The organism is Variovorax brevis (genome assembly GCF_030317105.1).
Lineage (GTDB): Bacteria > Pseudomonadota > Gammaproteobacteria > Burkholderiales > Burkholderiaceae_C > Variovorax > Variovorax brevis.
The window spans coordinates 55,780-77,571 of record NZ_JASZYG010000005.1 but is presented as its reverse complement, the minus strand read 5'-3'; the positions used below and the strand labels follow the sequence as shown (position 1 = coordinate 77,571).

Sequence of the window (21,792 nt, the reverse complement as noted above, 5' to 3'; positions counted from 1 at the left end):
GGCCCGCCCCCGACCAGCTGCTACTGCTTTTCGATCTCAGGTGCGAGCTCGCCGAGCCCGTAACGCCTGAGCTTCACGTAGAGGCTTTGCCGCGACATGCCGAGCATTTCGGCGGCCGCCGCGCGGTTGTCGCGCGTGAGGTCGAGCGCGGCCTCGATGCACAACTGCTCGATCAGATCGGTTGTCTCGCCGACGATGTCCTTCATCGGCACGCGACCCACCAGTTCGGACAGCTGACTGGCCGAGCGCGGCAATTCCTTCGCGGCACGCATGTCGGTGCTCGGGCGGCGACTCACGTCGCGGATGGTGAAGCCCAGGTAGGGCTGGTCGCCATCGCGGGCAAGCGCCGCGGAAATTTCAACGTCGGTCACCATGCCGTGTTCAGAGCGCAAGCTCGTCGGGAACAAGCGCAGCGACTCGCGCTGGCGCAGCGTGGAAATCAGCACGCTCAACTCGACGCCCGTGCGTCCCACCCAGCGCCCGAGCGATTCGCCACGCACCTGCTCGTCATTGGCCAGTTGCACCATCTCGACGAAGGCGTTGTTGGCCGAGACGATCTGGCCGTTGATGTCGGTGACGACCACGCCGTCGGGCGCACCCTGCACCAGCTTGAGCAACACCGCGTTGGCACTGGCGCGGTCGGGCGCGGCCACGCCCGCCGCCATGCCCGTCGCCACGCGCCAGAGGCGCACGACCAGCAGCATGCCGTTCTCCTGTCGAAAGACGGAGCCCGAGACCATGACCTCACCGCCGCCGTCGGCCACATGTGCACGGATGTCGTCCGCCCGCCCCGCCGATCGCAGGGCAACCAGCATCGACTGCACGGCGCTGGTGCTGCGTGCATCCAGGCCAGTGGGAAAGGTCGCGCCCACCAGCTTGCGGACGTTGTCGCCAAAAAGCTGAACCGACGCAGGGTTCGCCTCGACGATTTTCTGGGTGGCCGCATCGATGACCAGCACCGCGTCCGAGACGTTCTGGAAAAGCTGCCGGTAGCGCGACTGGGCATCACGCACCTTCCATTGGTCGTGCAGCGATTCCTGCTGCGCATCGACCACGCTTTGCTGCAAAGCCGTCATGCCGCGCAAGTCGCGGCTGAAGACGACCGTGCGGCCGACGGTGCGGTAGCGTGCGGTGTCGCGCAACTTGATCGCCGCACAGGCCAGCGGCATGTCCTTGCCCTGCTCGGTGCGATGCGTGAGCTGCTTCCACTCGAACGCGCCGCCCGCTTCGGCGTTGCCCAGGACCGCCTCGGCCTTGGCACGAGATTCCTTGCCCACGGTCTGGAGCCAGGATTTGCCGATCCATTCCTCGAAGCCTTCGCCGTCCAGGCCCGTGTTACCCAGGGCGAGATCGCGAATGACGCCGTCCGCGTCGAGGACGAGCACGAGGTCTGCCGCTGCGGCGATCAACTGGCCGACGGTGCCGGCATCGAGGTCATTCAAGTGCTTGGCGGGAGCTGCAAAACTCTTCATGGCCGCAGAGCAGTTCTCGCATGGTTCATCAAAAGCAGGCTTTCTTGGTCTCGCTGGGTCTTCAATGACTGGGTGTGCGCAATGCGACCAGCCTCTCGGCTTGGGCAGGCGCCAGTTTTCCATCGAGCCCGCACGCATCGGCGCCGACGAACTTTACACGTTCGGCGTGGCCCACGAAGATCGGCCCGCCCACCAGGACGCCGATTCGCCTGTTGCGCGACGCGACGCGCACGTCATGGATGCACCCGCGCAGGTTCTCCAGTTTCGTCTCGCTGCCGGCGCACAGCCCGAGGATGTCGAACCATTCGGTGCGCACGATGTCGGCGGCGTCCACATGCGATGGGCCGCCACCGCACTCGACCTCCCAGCCCGCGTGGTGGAAGAACTCGGCCGTGATCGCCAGGCCCGGCGTGGGCTGTTCGCCGCGCACCGGCAGCAGCAGCACCCGCCGCGCGTTGCCGCGGAACGGCCGGTCGCCCGACAGGCCCGGGCTCAGTTCGTGCGCCAGCCGCTGCAGCCGCGCAAGGCCGAGCGTCACTTGGGTGAACTCGCACAGGTCCTGCGTCCACAGGTAGTTCAGGTGCTGAGCTGCGGGCGCCAACAGATCGAGATAGATCGATTCGACCCCCGTGCCGTGCTGCGCAAGAACGTCGACAAAGGCCTGGGAGGGGGCTGCATCCCGCGCCAGCACCAGCTGGACGAAATCCTCGATGTCTTGCGCGCTGGGCGCCGCCTGGATCGCTTCGTCCGGCGCGGGCGACGCGGGCACGGCGCGGTGGAACCTGACCAGCCGGGGAATGATGTCCAGTTCGAGCGTTCTTGCCAGTGCCGACTGGCGCCGTTCGACAGCGTGGCGGTCGTGGGGGGCGCAATCCCGGTCGATGGGTGCGGAGCGTGGCGGAGGGGCCCAGATGTCAGCCTCGAGAGGCTGTTGATTCAAACCATTTGGATCCAACGCTTCGCGCGCCAATCTGGGCATGGATTGTCTCCTTGTGGGGCCTTGCGTCCCGGAACTTCTGCTGCTCGAAGCCTGTGTATTTGCTGTCCGGGTGGCGACCGGATCATGAACCACGAAACGGCCGCTGTCGACCCGTGAATCATCTATTTTCGGATCGATTGACGAACGCGGGGCGCTGTGCTTTCGCTGCCCGAAAAGCGGCCACACGTTGCTCGGCCGCGGATCGTCTGGCCCGTCGCTTTGGCCCGTGCCCCCAGGGGCGCCAGTGTCCTTCGGATCCTGCATGGCAAGGTGTGGATGTCGACAAACCCGGTTCGGGCCGAATGATCGTCCTGCACCCGAAGACTGTCAATTTATATTTACGTCCATCCTAGTTGACACTTCCGGCGCGTCGATCTAGATTGGGCGCCATGAGCAGTACGCCAATGAGTTGGTCGGGCGACCGGAGCGCGCAGCGGGCGCGCCGGCCACGCCCGCTCTACACGCCCGAGGAGCGGGTGCGCCGCGATGCGACGAAGTGGACGCTGGTGCAGGGGGTGCTGGCACCGGTCCAGTTCCTGATCTTCGCGGTGAGCCTCGTGCTGGTGCTGCGCTACCTGGCGACCGGCGAGGGACACGGTGCGGCGACGCTCTCGGTGGTGGTGAAGACGCTTGCGCTCTACGCCATCATGGTCACCGGCTCCATCTGGGAGAAGGTGGTCTTCGGCAAGTACCTCTTTGCGCCCGCTTTCTATTGGGAAGACGTGTTCAGCATGCTGGTGCTGGCGCTGCACACCGCCTACCTCGTTGCGCTGGTCACGGGCGCGTTGTCGGACCGCGCACTGATGTACCTGGCGCTCGCGGCCTATGCGACCTACGTGATCAATGCGACCCAGTTCGTGCTGAAGCTGCGGGCGGCACGGCTGGACGCGGCACGCGAACCCGACGCTGCGCTGGCATAAGCACCATGGCCTCGCCGACTCCCCTTGCCATACCCATCCGCGACATCACGGATGCGGGCTGCAACGACGCGCCGGTGTTGCGCGAGCGCGGGCAACGCGAAGTGTTCTGCGGGCTCACCGGCATCATCTGGCTGCATCGCAAGGTACAGGATGCGTTCTTCCTGGTGGTCGGTTCGCGCACCTGCGCGCACCTGATCCAGTCGGCCGCGGGGGTCATGATCTTTGCGGAACCACGCTTCGCCACCGCGATCATCGACGAGCGCGACCTGGCGGGCCTCGCCGACGTGCACACCGAGCTCGATCGCGTGGTCGGCCGGCTGCTGGAGCGGCGCCCCGACATCCGGCTGCTGTTCCTCGTCGGCTCGTGTCCGTCGGAAGTGATCAAGCTGGACCTCTCGCGGGCCGCCGCGCGGCTTTCGGGCAGCTATTCGCCGCGTGTGCGGGTGCTCAGCTATTCCGGCAGCGGCATCGAGACGACGTTCACACAAGGCGAAGATGCATGCCTCGCATCGCTGGTGCCTGCGCTGCCGGATGAACAGGCGATTGCGGCACCGTCGCTGCTGGTGGTTGGCGCATTGGCCGATGTGGTCGAGGACCAGTTCGCGCGCGTCTTTGCGCAGTTGGGCATTGCGCCGGTGCGCTTTCTTCCGCCACGGCGTGCCGATGCCTTGCCTCCCGTGGGTCCGAACACGCGCTTCCTGCTTGCGCAACCCTTCCTGGCGGACACGGCGCGTGCGCTGGAAGAACGCGGTGCCGTCCAGTTGCCCGCGCCCTTCCCGCTCGGTGCGGAGGGCACGACGCTATGGCTGCAGGCAGCGGCACAGAGTTTTGGCGTGTCGCCCACCCGTTTCGAGGAGGTGACGTCGCCGGCGCGGCACCGTGCAACGGCCACGCTGGCACGCCATCGACTGCAGCTTTGCGGCAAGCGCGTCTTTTTCTTTCCGGATTCCCAGCTCGAAGTGCCGATCGCGCGCTTTCTCTCTCGCGAACTGGGCATGGCGTTGAGCGAAGTCGGCTCGCCCTACCTGCACCGCCGGCATTTGACGCAAGAGCTGGCGATGCTGCCGCCGGGCACGGCCTTGTCCGAAGGCCAGCACGTGGAGCGCCAACTCGACCGCTGCCGTGCCGCACGGCCGGACATCGTGGTGTGCGGGCTCGGGCTGGCCAATCCGCTGGAGGCCGAAGGCATGACGACCAAGTGGTCCATCGAGTTGGTGTTCACGCCGATCCAGGGCTACGAGCAGGCGGCTGATCTGGCAGAGCTCTTCACGCGGCCGCTGGTGCGCCGCATGCGCCTGGCCGCGTAGGGGCAAGAAGAAGCACGCCATGCAACTCACTCTCTGGACTTACGAAGGCCCGCCGCACGTCGGCGCGATGCGCATCGCGACGGCCATGAAGGACGTGCACTACGTGCTGCATTCGCCGCAGGGCGACACCTATGCGGACTTGCTGTTCACGATGATCGAACGCCTTCCAAGGCGGCCACCCGTGACCTACACCACCTTCCAGGCGCGCGACCTTGGGGGCGACACCGCCGAACTGTTCAAGGTCGCCGCGCAAGAAGCTTACGAGCGCTTCAAGCCGAAGGCCATGATGGTCGGAGCCTCGTGCACGGCCGAGCTGATCCAGGACGATCCGGGCGGCCTGGCGCGGGCCCTCGCGCTACCCATTCCCGTCGTGGCGCTGGAACTCCCTTCGTACCAGCGCAAGGAAAACTGGGGAGCGAGCGAAACTTTCTACCAGATGGTGCGCGCGATGGCCGGGCCGTCGATCCCGCCACCGGGCACGCCCCGGGCGCTGCGTGGGGCCGGTCGCAAGCCGTGCTGCAACATCCTTGGACCGACGGCTTTGGGCTTTCGCCATCGCGATGACGTGAGTGAGATCCGGCAACTGCTTGAAAGCCTGGGTGTGGAAGTCCGCATCGTCGCGCCGCTGGGCGCGACGCCGGACGATCTCGCCCAACTGGGCGAAGCGGATTTCAACGTCGTGCTGTACCCGGAAATCGCCCGCTCCACCGCGCAGTGGCTGGAACGCAGCTTCGGCCAGCCGTCGACGAAAACCGTGCCCATCGGCGCCGGCGCCACGCGCGACTTCATCGCCGAAGTGGCTGGGCTCGCCAACATCGATACGCAACAGGCGCTGCTGGACGCCACATCGCGCTCACCCTGGTATGCGCGTTCGGTCGACTCGACCTATCTGACGGGCAAGCGCGTGTTCATCTTCGGCGACGCGACGCACGCCGTGGCCGCGGCGCGGATCGCGTCCACCGAAATGGGCTTCACCGTTGTGGGCCTGGGCACCTACAGCCGCGAGTTCGCGCGCGAAGTGCGCGACGCTGCCCAGCTCTACGACGTCACGCCGCTCATCAGCGACGACTACCTCGAGGTGGAAGCCGCCATCGCGCAACTGCAGCCGGAGCTGGTGCTCGGCACGCAGATGGAACGCCACATCGCCAAGCGCCTGGGCCTGCCCTGCGCCGTGATCTCGGCACCGACGCATGTGCAGGACTACCCTGCCCGCTACTCGCCGCAGATGGGCTTCGAGGGCGCCAACGTGCTCTTCGACACTTGGGTGCATCCGCTGATGATGGGCCTGGAAGAGCACCTCATCGGCATGTTCCGCGGCGACACGGAGTTTCATGAAGACGCGGCGCCCTCGCACCTGGGCGGCGCGGCAGCGCCGCGCCAGGCACCTGTGCAGGCCATGCCTGAACCCGCAGGCATCGTGGTCGCGCAATGGGCCCAGGAGGCCGAGAAGGAGCTTCACAAGATTCCATTCTTCGTGCGCGGCAAGGCGCGCCGGAACACCGAGCGCTATGCGCTCGACCGCGGCGTGTCGCTCATCACCCTCGAGACGCTCTATGACGCCAAAGCCCATTTCAGCCACTGAGCACAGTGCACCGCGCGAGCGGCCGGCCACGGTGCGCGTGGTCGTGGTCACGATGGACAGCCACCTGGCGAGCGCGACGGAGCGCGCCTGGCGCAAGCTGGCAAAGCTGATTCCCGGCCTCCACCTGAGCGTGCATGCCGCAGCCGAATGGAGCGACAACGCACAGGCCTTGGCGCACTGCCGCGAGGACATTGCGCGCGGCGACATCGTCATCGCGACGATGCTCTTCATGGAAGATCACTTCCAGCCGGTGCTGGCCGATCTGCAGGCGCGGCGCAACAGTTGCGACGCGATGGTCTGCGCCATGTCGGCCGCGGAAGTGACGCGGCTCACGCGCATGGGCAAGTTCGACATGTCGGCGCCCTCCACCGGCCCGCTGGCCTTCCTCAAGCGCTTGCGCGGCAAGACGGCAGACAACGCCGACGCCGCGAGCCGCACCACCGCCGGCGCGCGGCAGATGAAGACGCTGCGCCGCCTGCCGAAAATCCTGCGCTTCATCCCGGGCACCGCGCAGGACGTGCGCGCCTATTTCCTCACGCTGCAGTATTGGCTGGCCGGTTCGGAAGACAACATCGCGCACATGGTGCACTTCCTGGTGGACCGCTATGCCGAAGGGCCGCGCCGCGCTTTGCGCGGCATGGCAAAGACGCACGAGCCCATCGAGTATCCGGAAGTCGGCGTCTACCACCCCCGCATCAAGCGCCGCATGGCGGACAGCGCCGACGCGCTTCCCCGTGTTGCGCTGACGGGGCAGCGCGGCACGGTTGGCCTCCTGCTGATGCGCTCGTACTTGCTGGCGGGCAACACCGCGCACTACGACGGCGTCATCACCGCGATGGAAGCGCGGGGGCTGCGCGTCGTCCCGGCCTTTGCCACGGGCCTCGATTCGCGCCCTGCCCTCGACGCCTTCTTCCGCCGTGACGGACGAACGACCATCGACGCGCTGGTCTCCCTCACCGGCTTCTCCCTCGTCGGCGGCCCGGCCTACAACGACGCGCGCGCCGCCGAAGAAGCGCTGGCCACGCTCGACGTGCCCTACATCGCGGTGACACCGGTGGAATTCCAGACGCTCGACCAATGGGGCGCATCTGCCCGCGGGCTGCTGCCGGTCGAAGCCACGATGATGGTGGCGATTCCCGAGCTCGATGGCGCGACCGGCTCGATGGTGTTCGGCGGACGCGGCGGCGCATCGCACATCGCCTGCACCGGCTGCGCGCATGCATGCACCTTCGAGAACAAGGTGGGCGCGCAAGAAATGCACAGTTGCATCGACCGCGCGGACATGCTCGCCGCGCGCGTCGGCATGCTCGTCGACCTCCATCGCTCGGAACGCGCGCAACGCAAGGTCGCGGCGGTGCTTTTCAACTTTCCGCCCAACGCGGGCAACACCGGCACGGCCGCCTTTCTTTCGGTATTCGAGTCGCTCTTCAACACGATGAAGGCAATGCAGCGCGAGGGCTACAGCATCGAGATGCCGCCGAGCGTGGATGCGTTGCGTGAACGGATCATCCGTGGAAATGCCGAACAGCACGGCGCCATGGCCAACGTGCATGCACGCATCTCCACCGATGAGCATGTGCGGCGCGAAAAGCATCTCAGGGAAATTGAATCGCAATGGGGTCCGGCACCCGGCAAGCAGCAAAGCAATGGCAGTTCGATTTTCGTGCTGGGCGAGCGCTTCGGCAATCTCTTCGTCGGCATCCAGCCGGCCTTCGGCTACGAAGGCGATCCGATGCGGCTGCTGTTCGAAAAAGGCTTTGCGCCGACGCATGCCTTCTCGGCCTTTTATCGCTGGCTGCGCGAGGACTTCGGCGCGAATGCGGTGCTGCATTTCGGCACGCACGGGGCACTCGAATTCATGCCGGGCAAGCAGAACGGCATGTCTGCGCGCTGCTGGCCCGACCGGCTGATCGGCGACTTGCCCAATTTTTATCTTTATGCGTCGAACAATCCGTCGGAAGGCACCATCGCCAAGCGCCGCGCGGCGGCGACGCTCGTCAGCTACCTGACGCCACCGGTCGCGCAGGCCGGACTCTACAAGGACCTGGTGGCACTCAAGGAATCGCTTTCGCGCTATCGGGGGCTGGAGCCCGAGGCGCAGCGTGAAAGCGACGCGTTGGCCCAGTTGATCCAGGCCCAGGCCGCGGCGCTGGACCTTGAGCCCGCCGAGCCGCCTTGGGCCGATAACGCGCCCTCGCAGATTGCCGCGCTGAACGACGCCGTGCTCGAACTCGAATACACGCTGATTCCCTACGGGCTCCATGTCGTGGGCGCGCCCATGGGCAGCGCGGAGCAAATCGACCTGCTGATGTCGATGGCACAAGCCAGCCATGCAACGCAGCTGCCGCGTTGCATGGTGGAAGCGCTCGTGGCAGGCCAGACGGCGGAGCAGTCGCTGCAGCATGGCGCCGGTTCGGACGCAACTCCGGATGCGTCAACCTTGACTGCGCTTCGCGCCCTCGCCGCGGCGATGCCCTTGCTGATGCAGGACAGCGAAATCGACGGCATCCTGCGCGCGCTCGACGGCAGGTTCGTGCGGCCGGCGCCCGGCGGCGACCTGCTTCGCACGCCGACGATCCTGCCGACCGGGCGCAATCTGCACGGCTTCGATCCCTTCCGTATCCCGAGCGCCTATGCGATGCAGGACGGCGCACGCCAGGCCGAACGGCTGCTGTCGCGGCACATGGCCGACGGCAACGCGCTTCCGGAATCGATCGCGCTGGTGCTCTGGGGCAGCGACAACCTCAAGAGCGAAGGCGGCCCGATTGCGCAGGCGCTGGCGCTGATGGGCGCGGTGCCTCGCTTCGACGGCTACGGCCGGCTCGCGGGCGCCGAACTTGTCGCACTGGCGGAACTGGGCCGGCCGCGCATCGACGTCGTCATCACGCTGTCGGGCATCTTCCGCGACCTGCTGCCGCTGCAGATCAAGATGCTCGCCGAAGCCGCCTTCCTCGCAGCCAGCGCGGATGAGGTACCCGAGCAGAACTTCATTCGCCGGCACGCCCTTGCGTACCAGTCAGAACACGGCGGCGATCTGGAAACCGCCTCCCTGCGGGTGTTCGGAAATGCCGAAGGTGCCTACGGCGCCAATGTCAACCACCTGATCGACAACAGCCGCTGGGACGACAGCGACGAGATCGCTGAAACCTACAGCCGCCGCAAGGGATTCGCCTACGGGCGCGCGGGTCGCCCGATGCAGCAGCCGGCGCTCTTGCAAAGCGTGCTGGCCGGCGTCGACCTGGCCTACCAGAACCTCGACTCGGTGGAACTGGGCGTGACGACCATCGATACCTATTTCGACACGCTCGGCGGCATCAGCCGCGCGATCCGCCGCGCCAAGGGGCCGCAGGCCCAGGTCGCGCCCGTCTACATCGGCGACCAGACGCGCGAGGACGGCGGCGGAACAGTGCGCACGCTCAGCGAACAGGTGGCGCTGGAGACGCGCACGCGCACCCTCAATCCCAAGTGGTACGAAGGCATGCTCAAGCACGGCTACGAGGGCGTTCGGCAGATCGAGGTGCACGTGACGAACACGATGGGCTGGTCGGCCACGACGAGCCAGGTGCAGCCGTGGGTGTACGAGCAGCTGAGCGAGATCTTCGTGCTCGACCCCGAGATGCGCGAACGGCTCGCCACGCTGAACCCAACCGCATCGGCCCGCGTTGCAAGCCGGCTGCTCGAAGCCTCCGACCGCCAGTTCTGGAAGCCGGACGCCACCATGCTCGATGCCCTGCGCCGGGCCGGCGAAGAGCTGGAAGACCGGGTCGAGGGCATTTACGAAGGGGCAACGGTATGAGTCGCCGGGTCCCTCCCGAGTCGAATACGGCAGCGCTGTGCGCGGAGGTTTATCCATGAGCACGGTCACGGTTCCATTTCCCGACATCAAGAAAGTCGGCGACCGGACGCAAGCGCGTGCCGATGGCGAGGGCAGCGTGCAGGTGCAGCTCGACGCCGACCTCAAGATCGGCAACGCGAAGGTCTTCGCCATCTATGGCAAGGGCGGCATCGGCAAGAGCACAACGTCGAGCAATCTCTCGGTGGCGTTCAGCAAGCTGGGCAAGCGCGTGCTGCAGATCGGCTGCGACCCGAAGCACGACTCCACCTTCACGCTGACCAAGAAGCTGATGCCTACCGTCATCGACGTGCTCGAAACGGTGGACTTTCATCCCGAGGAGTTGCGCGTGGAGGACTTCGTCTTCCCTGGCTACAACGGCGTGATGTGCGTGGAAGCCGGCGGACCGCCGGCTGGCACCGGCTGCGGCGGCTACGTCGTGGGGCAGACGGTGAAGCTGCTGAAGGAGCACCACTTGCTCGAAGAAACAGACGTCGTCATCTTCGACGTGCTGGGGGACGTGGTCTGCGGCGGATTCGCCGCGCCGTTGCAGCACGCAGACCGCGCGCTCATCGTGACCGCCAACGACTTCGATTCCATCTTCGCGATGAACCGCATCGTTCAGGCGATCGGCGCAAAGTCGAAGAACTACAACGTGCGACTGGGCGGCGTCATCGCCAACCGCAGCGCAGAGACCGACCAGATCGACCGCTTCAATTCGCAGATCGGCCTGAAGCTGATGGCGCACTTTCCCGACCTCGACGTGATCCGCCGCAGCCGCTTGAAGAAGTCAACGCTGTTCGAGATGGAGCACTCGCCGGAACTGGAAGCGGTGCAGAACGAATACATGCGGCTTGCCGCAGCGCTGTGGCTGGGCACGGACCCGCTGCACGCCGTCGCCATGAAAGACCGCGACATCTTCGACCTGCTGGGGTTCGACTGACATGACATCGCTGCGACGCTTGCGACGTTCCATGCGGCCCGAGCCTCTTGTTCGGGAACAGGATCATCCTTGGCGCTCGGCGCCCGCAATCCCTCTTGAGCCTCATGCGGCACGAATGATCCGAAGCGCAACGGAGCACAGACATGGCACACGTTTCCTATCTTGAACGACGCGGTGAGATCCAGACCTACTTCGACAGCACCGCCGCGCAGGCGTGGGAACGACTGACCTCGGACGCGCCGGTGGGCCGCATCCGCGCAAGCGTGCGTGCCGGGCGCGACCGGATGCGCGAGACCCTGCTCGCCTGGCTACCTTCCGACCTCGAGGGCATGCGGCTGCTCGACGCGGGTTGCGGCACCGGCGCGCTGGCGGTGGAAGCGGCAAGGCGTGGCGCCGACGTGATCGCCATCGACCTGTCGCCCACGCTCGTGCAGTTGGCCCGCGAGCGGCATCACCGCGACAACGTGGTGAACCCGGCACCCGGCAGCATCGACTTTCGCGCCGGCGACATGCTGGAACCCGCCCTCGGCCGTTTCGACTTCATCGTCGGCATGGATTCGCTCATCCACTACCCCACCGACGATGCCGTGCGCGTGATTGCCGCACTCGCGCAACGAGCGGACCGATCCGTGCTCGTCACCTTCGCGCCGAGCAACGCCGCACTGGCCGCGATGCGCGCCGTCGGGCGGTTTTTTCCGAAGGCCAATCGGGCGCCGTGGATCGAGCCCGTTGCGCAGAAGTCGCTGTTCGCGCAACTCGCCCATGAGCCGCTGCTCGCGCAATGGCATCCCGTGCGCACACAACGCATCGCGAGCGGCTTCTACACCTCGCAGGCACTGGAACTGGCGAGAAGATGAACCCCGTCATCCGCCTCAACAACACGCTGGCCAGCAAGTGGTCGCTGGTCGCGACGCGCTTCCTGCCCTTCGCCGATGTGGCGACGCGCGAATTGCCGCTCGGCCGGCTGATGCGGTTGTCCCTCTTCCAGGTGACGGTGGGCATGGCGCTGGCCCTGCTCAACGGCACGCTCAACCGGGTCATGATCGTCGAACTGCACGTGCCCGCCTGGCTGGTGGCGGTGATGGTCGGCTTGCCGCTGGTCTTTGCGCCCTTCCGTGCGCTGGTGGGATTTCGATCGGACCACCACCGCTCCGCCCTCGGATGGAAGCGCGTGCCTTTCATCTGGATGGGCACGCTGCTGCAATTCGGCGGCCTGGCGATCATGCCTTTTGCATTGATCGTGCTGTCGGGCGACACCAACGGACCACCTGTCTACGGGCAGATCGGCGCGGCACTTGCGTTCCTGCTCGTGGGCGCCGGGCTGCATACCACGCAGACGGCGGGCCTCGCGCTCGCCACCGACCTCGCCACGCCGGAGAACCGGCCGCGGGTGGTGGCGCTCCTGTACGGGATGCTGCTGCTGGGCACCTTCGTGAGTGCCCTGGCCTTCGGTGCGCTGCTCGAAAACTTCCAGCAGTTGCGGCTCATCAAGGTCGTGCAAGGCGCGGCCGTGGTGACGATGGTGCTGAACCTCATTGCATTGTGGAAGCAGGAGGCGCGACAACCGCGGCACCTCTCGCGCGAGCCCGGGCAGGCCGCGCCGGTATTTCGCGAATCGTGGCGCGCCTTCGTGCGCGGCGGACGCGCGGCACGCCTGCTGGTCGCGGTCGGCCTTGGCAGCGCCGCCTTCAGCATGCAGGACGTCCTGCTGGAGCCCTACGGCGGCGAGATCATGCACATGGATGTGTCGTCGACCACCACGCTCACCGCCATGATCGCGGCCGGTGCGCTTGCGGCCTTCGTGCTGGCGGCGCGCTGGTTCCACCATGGCGGCGAGGAGCACCGCCTCGGCGCCATCGGGGCGCTCGTGGGCATCTTCGCTTTTGCAGGCGTCATCTTCGCCAACCCCATGGGCTCGCCGCTGATGTTCCGCATGGGCACCACACTCATCGGCTTCGGGGGTGGACTGTTCTCGGTGGCAACGCTCACGGCCGCCATGAACCTGGAGAACGGTGTCGTCAAGAGCGGCCTGGCGCTTGGGGCCTGGGGCGCCGTTCAGGCCTCCTGCAGTGGCGTGGCGATCGCTCTTGGCGGCGCATTGCGCGACGCGGTGTCGTCGCTGGCCGAACACGGTGCGCTCGGCCCCGCCGTGACCGGTCCGGCCATCGGCTACAGCGCCGTGTACTACCTCGAGATCGTCCTGCTCTTCGCGACGCTGATGGCCATCGGGCCGCTGGTGCGCCGGCACCGCGGCACGCAGGGCGCCACACAGCAGGCAACCCGATTCGGGCTGGCCGAGTTTCCGGGCTGAAGCAAACCGCTTCATTGCCCTTCGCATCGCATTCACGCCACAGAGGAGTTCAGCATGGGAAACGGAGCGATCACCGGCTATATCGACGTCGCACAGATCGTGCTCTACGTCTTCTGGGCCTTCTTTGCCGGGCTCATCTACTACCTGCACCGCGAGAACAAGCGAGAGGGCTATCCGCTGGAAAACGATCGCTCGGGCAGCATCCACGTGGAGGGCTTTCCGGGCGTGCCCTCGCCCAAGACCTTTCTGCTGCGCGACGGCCGCACGGTGAGCGTGCCAAACACGCTGCGCGAGGAGCGCGAACTGGCGGCCGAACCCAACGGCGCCTTCCTCGGCGCCCCGCTCGAACCCACCGGCAATCCGATGGTCGACGGCATCGGCCCGGGATCCTGGTCGCAGCGCGCGGACATCGTGGACACCACCATCGACGGCGCCGCACGCATCGTTCCTTTGCGGGCGGCTCCGGGCTTCAGCATGTCGCACAAGGACCCGGACCCGATCGGTCTGCCCGTGACAGGTGCCGACGGCGTGGTGGGCGGGACGGTGGTCGATGTGTGGGTCGACCGTGCGGAAGCGCTTTTCCGTTATCTCGAAATCGAAGTGCAAGGCGCCGAAGGCCTGCGCCGGGTGCTGTTGCCCGTCAACTTCTCGCGCATCGGCAGCCGTGGCGTGCGGGTGCGTTCCATCTTGGGTGCGCAGTTCCAGCATGTGCCAGGCACGCGCGACGCGGAGCAGGTCACGCTGCTCGAAGAAGACCGCATCGTCGCCTACTACGGCGGCGGCACGCTGTACGCCACGCCCCGGCGCCAGGAACCGTTGCTATGAGCGATGACCACGACTTCGAGCCGGCCCACGGCCTGCCCGAACTGCTGCCTCCCAACGAGCGCCTGCTGTGGCAAGGCTCGCCGGACTGGAAGCGCATGGCCTGCGATGCCATGCACATCCGGGGCCTGGCCATCTACTTCGCAGTGCTGCTGGCATGGCGCGGCGCCAATTCGCTGTCGAACGGCCATGGCGTGCCGCAGGCGCTGGTCGCCGTGTTGTGGCTCTTGCCGATCGCCCTTCTTGCGCTGTCAACGATTGCGCTGCTGGCGTGGCTGACAGCTCGCACGGCCGTCTACACCGTCACCAACCGGCGCGTGGTGATGCGCGTGGGCATCGTGTTGACCATTACCTTCAACCTGCCCTTCAAGGCGATCGAATCCGCATCGCTGCACGCCCGTACCGACGGCAGCGGCGACATTGCGCTGGCGCTTTCGGGCAGCGACCGGATCGCCTACGTCAACCTCTGGCCGCATGCGCGGCCGTGGAAGATCAAGAAGACCCAACCGATGCTTCGCGCCCTGCCCGACGCACGGCCCGTGGCGGCGCTGCTCGCCGGTGCGCTGGCGGAGTCGGCCGGCATGCCGAGGCCGGCGCTGTCGCTCGTGCCCGGCACCGGCGGTGCGCGAGGTGAGCGCGGCGCGCAACCCGATGCGATGGTCGCCTGAAGGAGCCCTGGCCATGCAAGCCCATGCATCGAGCCCGTCCCGCGGCGCACTGCCGCGCGGCGTGATGGCCGCCCTCGGCCTGATGGTGCTCGCATCGCTGCTCACGGTGATCTTCGTGCGACTCACCGGTGTCGGCGTGATGCACGTGGAAGACGCGCCGGCCGTGAGCGTTCGCGAGTTTCGCTTCGAGGACCGGGCCGACGGCGGCATCGACGTGCTCGACGCACGCAGCGGCCGCGTGGTTCACGCCGTGGCGCCGGAGACGAACGGCTTCCTGCGCGGCACGATGCGCGGCCTGGCGCGCGAGCGCTATCGGCGCGGCATCGGGCCCGAGGTGCCTTTTCGCATGATCGGCCGCGCCGACGGCAAGCTCACTTTGGAAGACCCGACCACAGGCCGGCGCGTCGACCTCGGCTCCTTTGGCCCGTCCAATGCGGCTGTGTTCGCCAGCCTCATGCAGCAGCCCGCGCCTGCGCCAAAGACCCCGTAGCCCTGAACCGGCAACGCCTGAAGAAGGAGCCACTTGATGTCGACGAACACCATCCCCAACGCGTCCACCGAAACGGCGCTCAAGGACACGATGCTGACGCCGCGCTTCTACACGACCGACTTCGCCGCCATGGATCGCATCGACGTCGACGCCATCCGTCCGCAGTGGGAAGCGCTGATGGCCGAGTTCCAGGCGGACAACAACAACGAGCACTTCCAGCGGCCGGCCGACATGTTGTCGCGCGACTACTCCGACCTGCCGGGCCCGCTGTACAAGGAGTTCTCGGACTTCCTCATCAGCTCGATCACTTCCGAATTCTCGGGCTGCGTGCTCTATGCCGAGATCAGGAAGCGCGTGACCAACCCCGACATGAAGGAGCTCTTCGGCTACATGGCGCGCGACGAGAGCCGGCACGCAGGCTTCATCAATCAGTGGCTCAAGGACTTCGGCATCGGCGTCGACCTGGGCTTCCTGGCGCGGGCCAAGAAGTACACCTACTTCAAGCCGAAGTTCATCTTCTATGCGACCTACCTGTCGGAGAAGATCGGCTACGCGCGCTACATCGCCATCTACCGCCAGGTCGAACGGCACCCGGAGTTGTGCTTCCATCCGATCTTCAAATGGTTCGAGCGCTGGTGCAACGACGAATTCCGGCATGGCGAGGCTTTCGCGCTGCTACTGCGCGCCAATCCGCACTTGCTGCGTGGCGTCAACAAGCTGTGGATCCGCTTCTTCGTGCTGGCGGTCTTCGCGACGATGTATGTGCGCGATCACCAGCGCCCCGAGATGCACAGCGCAATGGGGCTGGACCCGACGGCCTATGACTTCACCGTGTTTCGCATCACCTCCGACATCACGCGGCAGGTGTTTCCGCTCACGCTCGATCTCGATGCGCCGGCCTTCCATGCGGGGCTTGAAAAATTGCGGGAGATCTCCCTGGCCAGCGAAGCGGCCAAGCTGCGCGGCGGCATCGGTGGCGGACTGCAGCGCGCCGGGCTGGCGGCCAAGGCAGCATGGGCCTTTGCCCGCCTGTACCTGCTGCGCCCGCGCCCCAACACGCTGCCAGCCGATGCACGCATGGCGCCCACCTGGTAGCTGCACTGCTGCCTTGCACACGGCGAACGCCCCATGTCGCAGTACCTGCTGCCGATCCTCTACACCCTCTTCGTGTGGTGGTTCAGCACGGGTGTGATCCTGTACCTCAACGGCCTGCCGCGCTGGACTTTCAACTGGACCATGGGCGCGGCGACCCTGCTGCTCGCGATGGCCTTGCTCGGCCTTTACACCACGCGCAACGACACGCGCATCACGGGCTCCTATCTCGCATTCACCTTCGCGCTGGTGGTGTGGGGCTGGCAGGAAGTGGCCTTCCTGCTGGGCTTCGTGACCGGGCCGCGGCGCACGCCCTGCCCGCCGGGCGCGCGACGATGGCGACGTGCCGGCTTCGCCTTGCAGGCGCTGCTGCATCACGAGTTCGCGCTCATCGTGCTGGCCGTCTGCGTCGGCCTCTTGACGTGGAATGGCAGCAACCCGACCGGCCTCTTCACCTTCGCGATCCTGTGGGTGATGCGCCAGAGCGCCAAGCTCAACGTGTTTCTGGGCGTACGCAATCTCAACGAAGACTTCCTGCCGGCGCACCTCAAATACCTGCAGACCTACTTCAGGCGCAAGCCGATGAACTCGCTGTTCCCGGTGTCCATCATGGTCTCCACCTGGCTGGCGGTGCTGCTGTGGCAGGGCGCGACGGCGGAGGCGGTCAGTGCCTTCGACGCCACGGCGCTGACCTTTGCCGGGACGTTGATGTCGCTGGCCATCCTGGAGCATTGGTTTCTCGTCCTGCCCCTGCCATCCGAACAGCTCTGGACGTGGGGGCTGCGCTCGCGGCAGTTGACGCCTGCCATCCCGCCGCCCGAACGGGCCGGCCCCGAGCGTTTGTAAGGATGACAACCGCCGGCCATTGATGCCTAGAATGGGTTCCCCCGGCCAGTGTCATCCCCAGGAGCACATCGTGAGTTTTCGCCCAGGCGATCTTCCGGATCTCGCCGCGCTAGCGGTCTGGGCGCCCGAGCTTGCCCGGACTTTTGTTTCGCTCTCCAGCGACATTGCGCTGGTGATGGACTCAACAGGCGTCATCCGGAGCGTCGTGCAGGGCGACGGCGAGCCGCTCGCGCCGCTGGCCCACGACTGGGTGGGTCGCCGCTGGGCTGACACCGTCAGCGAGGAAACCCGTCCCAAGATCGAAAACCTCTTGCAGGAAGTTGCAGCCAACGGCATCGGGCGGCGGCGGGAGGTCAATCACCCCTTCCATCACGGCGTCAGCATTCCGGTCGCCTACACGGCCATCCGCTTCGGCGCCGAAGGCCCGGTGCTGGCGACAGGCCGTGACCTGCGCGCGATCGCGGCCATCCAGCAACGCTTCCTCGAATCGCAACAGGAGATGGAGCGCGGCTACTGGAAAGTGCGGCAGGACGAGACGCGCTACCGCCTGCTCTTCCAGGTCGCCACCGACGCGGTGCTCGTGGTCGACGGCCGCACGCTGCGCATCCTCGAAGCCAACCAGGCTGCTGCGCAGATGTTCGACTTCACGAGCGAGCAACTCATCGACCGGCCAGCCACGGTGGGCTTCGAAGAACGTTCGCGGGTGTCCGTCGAGGAGCTTCTGATATCGGCGCGGGCTTCCGGCCAGAGTGCGGAGATCCGGGCACGGCTGGTCGGCAAGATCACGCTCACCAGCGTGGCGGCCACGCCGTTCCGGGCCGACGACGCCATGCGCCTCCTGGTGCGTGTGCGCGCCGTCGATGCGCTGGAGCTGACAACGGCGCTGAGCACCTCGCTGGCCCGCATGGTCGACGACAGCAGCGATGGCGTGGTCGTCACCGATTCGAGCGGACGCGTGCTGGTGGCCAACCCGGCCTTCCTGAACCTGGTGCGGCTCAACAGCGAAGCCCAGGTGAAGGGCTTGCCCATCATGGACTGGCTCGGCATGCCGGATCGCCCGCTCGCGACGCTGTTGCCGCAGGTGCGCAAGGTCGGCCTGGTGCGCAGGATCAAGTCGTGGGTCAAGGTCGCTCACACACCCGTTGCGCAGGTCGAGATTTCCGCGGCCCTGCTCACCGAAGGCGACCAGGAATGCATCGGCTTCACGATCCACCGCGCGCCCCAGGCGCTCAATGACGAAAGCTCGCCGTACGAGTTCAACCTGGCCATCCAGCAGCTGCTCGGGCGCCTCGGGCAAGTACCTTTCGCCGAACTGATGGCCGAGGCGGCGATCATCGCGGAGCACCATTTCATCCAGGGCGCGCTTGCGCAGTCGCAACAAGATGCAGCCGGTGCGGCGGCGCTGCTCGGCATGAGCGAAGCAGAACTCGCTGGCCGGCGCCTGGGCGACCCGACACGCCGCCCGGGCGAGCTTCCGGGAGTCGACTGATGCAGACGAGCCCGGCCTTCGGCACTGCGGACCTCACCAACTGCGAACGCGAGCTGATCCACCTGGCCGGCTCGGTGCAGCCTCACGGCGTGTTGCTGGTGCTGCGTGAATCGGACCTGTGCATCGTGCAGGCCAGTGCAAGCGTCGAACGATTGCTGGGATTCACTGCGGAAAGCCTTTTGCAGCAACCGGTCTCGCGGCTTGGCGGCGACATCGAGCGCTGCGTGCGGCGCCTGGCATCGCAGGGCGCGCTGGCCGATCCGGAAGCGATGCGTTGCCGGGTCGAACCCTCCGGGCGCGAGCGCGAATTCGAAGGCAGCCTGCACCGCATTGCAGGCGGCTGGCTGGTCATCGAGATCGAGCCCATTGGCGACGACACCGGTATCGAAACCGTCGACCTGCCGAGCGCGCAACTATTGGGACTCCTGGGCAACGCGGTGCAGCGAATCAGCGGCGCGTCGACCATCGGCATCATGTCGGACGCGGTCGTCAAGAGCTGCCGCGAGATGTTCGGCTACGACCGCATCATGGTCTACAGCTTCGACCCTGACGGGCACGGCAAGATCATTGCGGAAGCCCGCGATCCGCGGCTCGAATCGCTGCTGGGCCACCATTACCCGGCCACCGACATCCCGCAACGCGCCCGCGATCTGTACTTGCGCACGCGCCTGCGCGTCCTGGTCGACGTGCACTACGAAGCATCGCCACTCGTTCCCCAGCGCATCGGCGAGCCGCCCGAAGACCTCGACATGTCGCTGTGCTACCTGCGCAGCATGTCGCCGCTTCACCTGCAGTACCTCAAGAACATGGGCGTGACGGCCACGCTGGTGGTGTCGCTGGTGCGCGAAGGCCGGCTGTGGGGCCTCATCGCCTGCCATCACTATTCACCACGCAATTTGCGCTTTGCAATGCGTGCGGCAGCCGACCTGCTGGCTGAAGTCGTTTCGACGCGCATCGCGGCAATCGAAAACTACGCGCACGCGCAGGTCGCGATCCAGGTGCGGCGGCTCGAGCAACGGCTGGTCGAGGCGACATCGACCGAGGGCGACTGGCGTGTCGCGTTGTTCCGCAACCCGCGCACGCTCTTGCAACCGCTGGATGCCACCGGCGCGGCACTGTTCCATGAGGGCGAGGTGCTCACCGTCGGCGAGACGCCGACCACGGCCGAGTTGCGCGAGCTGATGCGCTGGATCGACGGCCAGCAATTCGACACCCTCTTCAGCTGCTCGTCCGTGGAACACGCCAACCCCGCGCTCGACTCGCTCACCGCAAGCGCGAGCGGTGTCGTCGCAGCCAAGCTGTCGGCCTCGCAACCCGACTACCTGATGTGGTTTCGCAAGGAGCAGTTGCTCACGGTGACCTGGGCGGGCGACCCGACGAAGCCGGTGGTCGACAACGATCCGCTGAAGCTGTCGCCGCGCCGCTCTTTTGCGGCGTGGTCGGAAATCGTGCGCGGCACGGCGCTTCCGTGGTCGGCCGCTGAACTGGCGTTGGCGCGCGCATTCGGGGCGGCGCTCATCGACATCGTGGTGCAGGTCAATGCGGTGCGCCTCCTGATCGCTGAACATCAACTGGCGCAGATTCGCGCCACGGTGTCCAACTCCAACGAATCCGTCGTCATTGCCGACGCGCGAGGCCGCGTGCTGTTTGCCAATCCCTGCTTCATGCAACTGGCGCGACGCGACGAAGGCTCGGGGCCACTCGCCACGGACGCGTCGCAACTGTTCGCCGAGCCTGAACGCATGCGCAAGATCCTGGAGGCGGTGGCGCAAGACAGGCAACGCTGGCGGGGCGACGTGTCGCTTGCGCTTGCCGGCGGCGGCGTCTTGCCTGCGGCCTTGCGTGCCGAGCCGGTTCCGGCGCGGGACGGATCGCTGCTGGGCTTCTTCCTGATCTTCGCCGACCTCACGGACAGCCAGCGTGCGGCGCAAGCCCGGCGGCATCTGGAGCAGTCGCTGTCGCAAGCGGTGCGCGACGAATCTGCCGCGCGTACGCGGCAGGAAGGCGTGAACGAACCCGGAGACGTCATCGGCGCCATCCTGTCGAACGCCAGCCTCGCGGCGATGGACATCGCCGACGGGAACATGGGCGCAACGGTGGTGCCGCTGCTGGAAGAGCTCGAAGCGTCGACGCGCAGGGCGACAGCGCTCTACAGCCGGGTGAAGGCTTTCAGCGGCTGAGCGGGCACGACGCCCCGCTTCATCTTCAACGCTTGGGCGTGCGAATCCAGTCGAAGATCAGGTAGACGAGTGGCGCGCCGATGATCCACATGGGAATCAGTGTTCGCATGGCATTCTCCTTGGCAAGGGACATGAAGTCCGAGGATTGAGCGGGCTTGAAAAATCGCGGGTCGGAAGGCAAGCGCAGCGGGCGTAGGGAAAGATCTTGCGCTCAACCGGGCTCGGCCCGGCCCAGTTCGTCGAAGATGTGGCAGTGCAATTCGAAGGCGAGCGCTGCTTCTGCCACGATCGCGCGCGCCGCGGGCTCGCCGCCCGGCAGCTTGTCCAGCCCCTCGCGGTACGCCTTCTTCAGCCGAAGCGCCTCCTTCGCACCACCAAAGTCATAGAAGGCCGTGCCGGACCCTGCCGGAAGGGCCATGCTTTCGCGCACGATGCGCGCGAGGATCTGGCCACCGCTCAGGTCGCCGAGGTAGCGCACGTAGCTGTGCGCCGCCAGCAGTTCCGGATGCGTGTCCTCGATGCTGCGAAGGCGCGATACATAGCGCAGCGCGGAGGGTTGAAGCGCAAAGTGCTCGCGCCATCCTTCGCCATGCAGCGCGTCGAGATCCCCTCGCAGTGCCGGCTCGCGCATCAGTTCGCGAAAATGCAGCGGCGCGAGCCGGGGATCGCAGGCATGGCGTTCGAGCGCCGGCTCCATCGCGGCGTAGATCGCGTGCAGGTTGCGCAGCATGGCGCAATAGGGCTTCCGTTCCATTTCGCCGCGCAAGAGTTGCCGCATGAAGACGCTGCGTTCAGCCTGCGTGTGCAGTTCGCGCGTTTCGAGCTTCAGGGATTCCGACAAGCTGGGCATCAAGCCGCT

The 21,792-nt window shown here is 66.5% G+C and carries 17 protein-coding genes; 14 read left to right on the top strand and 3 right to left on the bottom strand.

What is annotated here, in order from left to right; all coding sequences use genetic code 11:
• Positions 1–20: 20 nt before the first annotated feature.
• Positions 21–1,472 carry a transcriptional regulator PpsR gene (ppsR, locus tag QTI66_RS16780; protein WP_286560968.1) on the bottom strand — a complete coding sequence of 484 codons (1,452 nt, stop codon included), beginning with the start codon at positions 1,470–1,472 and terminating at the stop codon, positions 21–23.
• A 61-nt stretch (positions 1,473–1,533) separates the two neighbouring features.
• A complete protein-coding gene (locus QTI66_RS16775; RefSeq protein WP_286560967.1) occupies positions 1,534–2,451 on the bottom strand; it encodes a cobalamin B12-binding domain-containing protein in 918 nt (305 codons plus the stop codon).
• A 389-nt stretch (positions 2,452–2,840) separates the two neighbouring features.
• Here QTI66_RS16775 and bchF point away from each other — a divergent pair, with 389 nt between their 5' ends.
• The 14 genes from bchF (at position 2,841) to QTI66_RS16705 (ending at position 20,933) form a co-directional block, all read left to right on the top strand.
• On the top strand, positions 2,841–3,371 hold the full coding sequence (gene bchF, locus QTI66_RS16770) for a 2-vinyl bacteriochlorophyllide hydratase (protein ID WP_286560966.1): 531 nt from the start codon (positions 2,841–2,843) through the stop codon (positions 3,369–3,371).
• Between the two features lie 5 nt (positions 3,372–3,376).
• Positions 3,377–4,678, top strand: a complete 1,302-nt coding sequence (locus QTI66_RS16765) for a ferredoxin:protochlorophyllide reductase (ATP-dependent) subunit N (protein WP_286560965.1) — start codon at positions 3,377–3,379, stop codon at positions 4,676–4,678.
• Between the two features lie 19 nt (positions 4,679–4,697).
• On the top strand, positions 4,698–6,260 hold the full coding sequence (bchB, locus tag QTI66_RS16760) for a ferredoxin:protochlorophyllide reductase (ATP-dependent) subunit B (protein ID WP_286560964.1): 1,563 nt from the start codon (positions 4,698–4,700) through the stop codon (positions 6,258–6,260).
• Positions 6,232–10,056: a magnesium chelatase subunit H gene (locus tag QTI66_RS16755; RefSeq protein ID WP_286560963.1), complete on the top strand. Its 3,825-nt coding sequence runs from the start codon at positions 6,232–6,234 to the stop codon at positions 10,054–10,056. Before bchB ends, QTI66_RS16755 begins: the two co-directional genes overlap by 29 nt.
• A 55-nt stretch (positions 10,057–10,111) precedes the next feature.
• Positions 10,112–11,035 (top strand): ferredoxin:protochlorophyllide reductase (ATP-dependent) iron-sulfur ATP-binding protein, encoded by a 924-nt coding sequence (bchL, locus tag QTI66_RS16750; RefSeq protein WP_286560962.1) that lies wholly within the window; start codon positions 10,112–10,114, stop codon positions 11,033–11,035.
• 143 nt (positions 11,036–11,178) lie between these two features.
• Positions 11,179–11,892, top strand: a complete 714-nt coding sequence (gene bchM / locus QTI66_RS16745) for a magnesium protoporphyrin IX methyltransferase (protein WP_286560961.1) — start codon at positions 11,179–11,181, stop codon at positions 11,890–11,892.
• Entirely contained in the window at positions 11,889–13,346 is a 1,458-nt protein-coding gene (locus QTI66_RS16740; RefSeq protein ID WP_286560960.1) for a BCD family MFS transporter, read from the top strand. Before bchM ends, QTI66_RS16740 begins: the two co-directional genes overlap by 4 nt.
• A gap of 54 nt (positions 13,347–13,400) precedes the next feature.
• A complete protein-coding gene (gene puhA / locus QTI66_RS16735; RefSeq protein WP_286560959.1) occupies positions 13,401–14,171 on the top strand; it encodes a photosynthetic reaction center subunit H in 771 nt (256 codons plus the stop codon).
• Positions 14,168–14,836, top strand: a complete 669-nt coding sequence (gene puhB / locus QTI66_RS16730; protein ID WP_286560958.1) for a photosynthetic complex putative assembly protein PuhB — start codon at positions 14,168–14,170, stop codon at positions 14,834–14,836. The genes puhA and puhB overlap by 4 nt, the downstream gene beginning before the upstream one ends.
• 13 nt (positions 14,837–14,849) lie before the next feature.
• Positions 14,850–15,326 carry a photosynthetic complex assembly protein PuhC gene (puhC, locus tag QTI66_RS16725; protein WP_286560957.1) on the top strand — a complete coding sequence of 159 codons (477 nt, stop codon included), beginning with the start codon at positions 14,850–14,852 and terminating at the stop codon, positions 15,324–15,326.
• 36 nt (positions 15,327–15,362) lie between these two features.
• Complete coding sequence (acsF, locus tag QTI66_RS16720) at positions 15,363–16,421, top strand: magnesium-protoporphyrin IX monomethyl ester (oxidative) cyclase (protein WP_286560956.1); 1,059 nt, start codon at positions 15,363–15,365, stop codon at positions 16,419–16,421.
• 33 nt (positions 16,422–16,454) lie between these two features.
• On the top strand, positions 16,455–17,264 hold the full coding sequence (gene puhE / locus QTI66_RS16715) for a putative photosynthetic complex assembly protein PuhE (protein WP_286560955.1): 810 nt from the start codon (positions 16,455–16,457) through the stop codon (positions 17,262–17,264).
• A 70-nt stretch (positions 17,265–17,334) separates the two neighbouring features.
• Positions 17,335–18,753 carry a transcriptional regulator PpsR gene (ppsR, locus tag QTI66_RS16710; protein ID WP_286560954.1) on the top strand — a complete coding sequence of 473 codons (1,419 nt, stop codon included), beginning with the start codon at positions 17,335–17,337 and terminating at the stop codon, positions 18,751–18,753.
• Complete coding sequence (locus QTI66_RS16705; protein ID WP_286560953.1) at positions 18,753–20,933, top strand: GAF domain-containing protein; 2,181 nt, start codon at positions 18,753–18,755, stop codon at positions 20,931–20,933. Before ppsR (QTI66_RS16710) ends, QTI66_RS16705 begins: the two co-directional genes overlap by 1 nt.
• A gap of 211 nt (positions 20,934–21,144) precedes the next feature.
• Here the strand turns inward: QTI66_RS16705 and QTI66_RS16700 are convergent, their stop codons facing one another.
• Positions 21,145–21,783, bottom strand: coding sequence for a biliverdin-producing heme oxygenase (locus tag QTI66_RS16700; protein WP_286560952.1), 639 nt, complete (start codon positions 21,781–21,783; stop codon positions 21,145–21,147).
• Between the last annotated feature and the right edge of the window lie 9 nt (positions 21,784–21,792).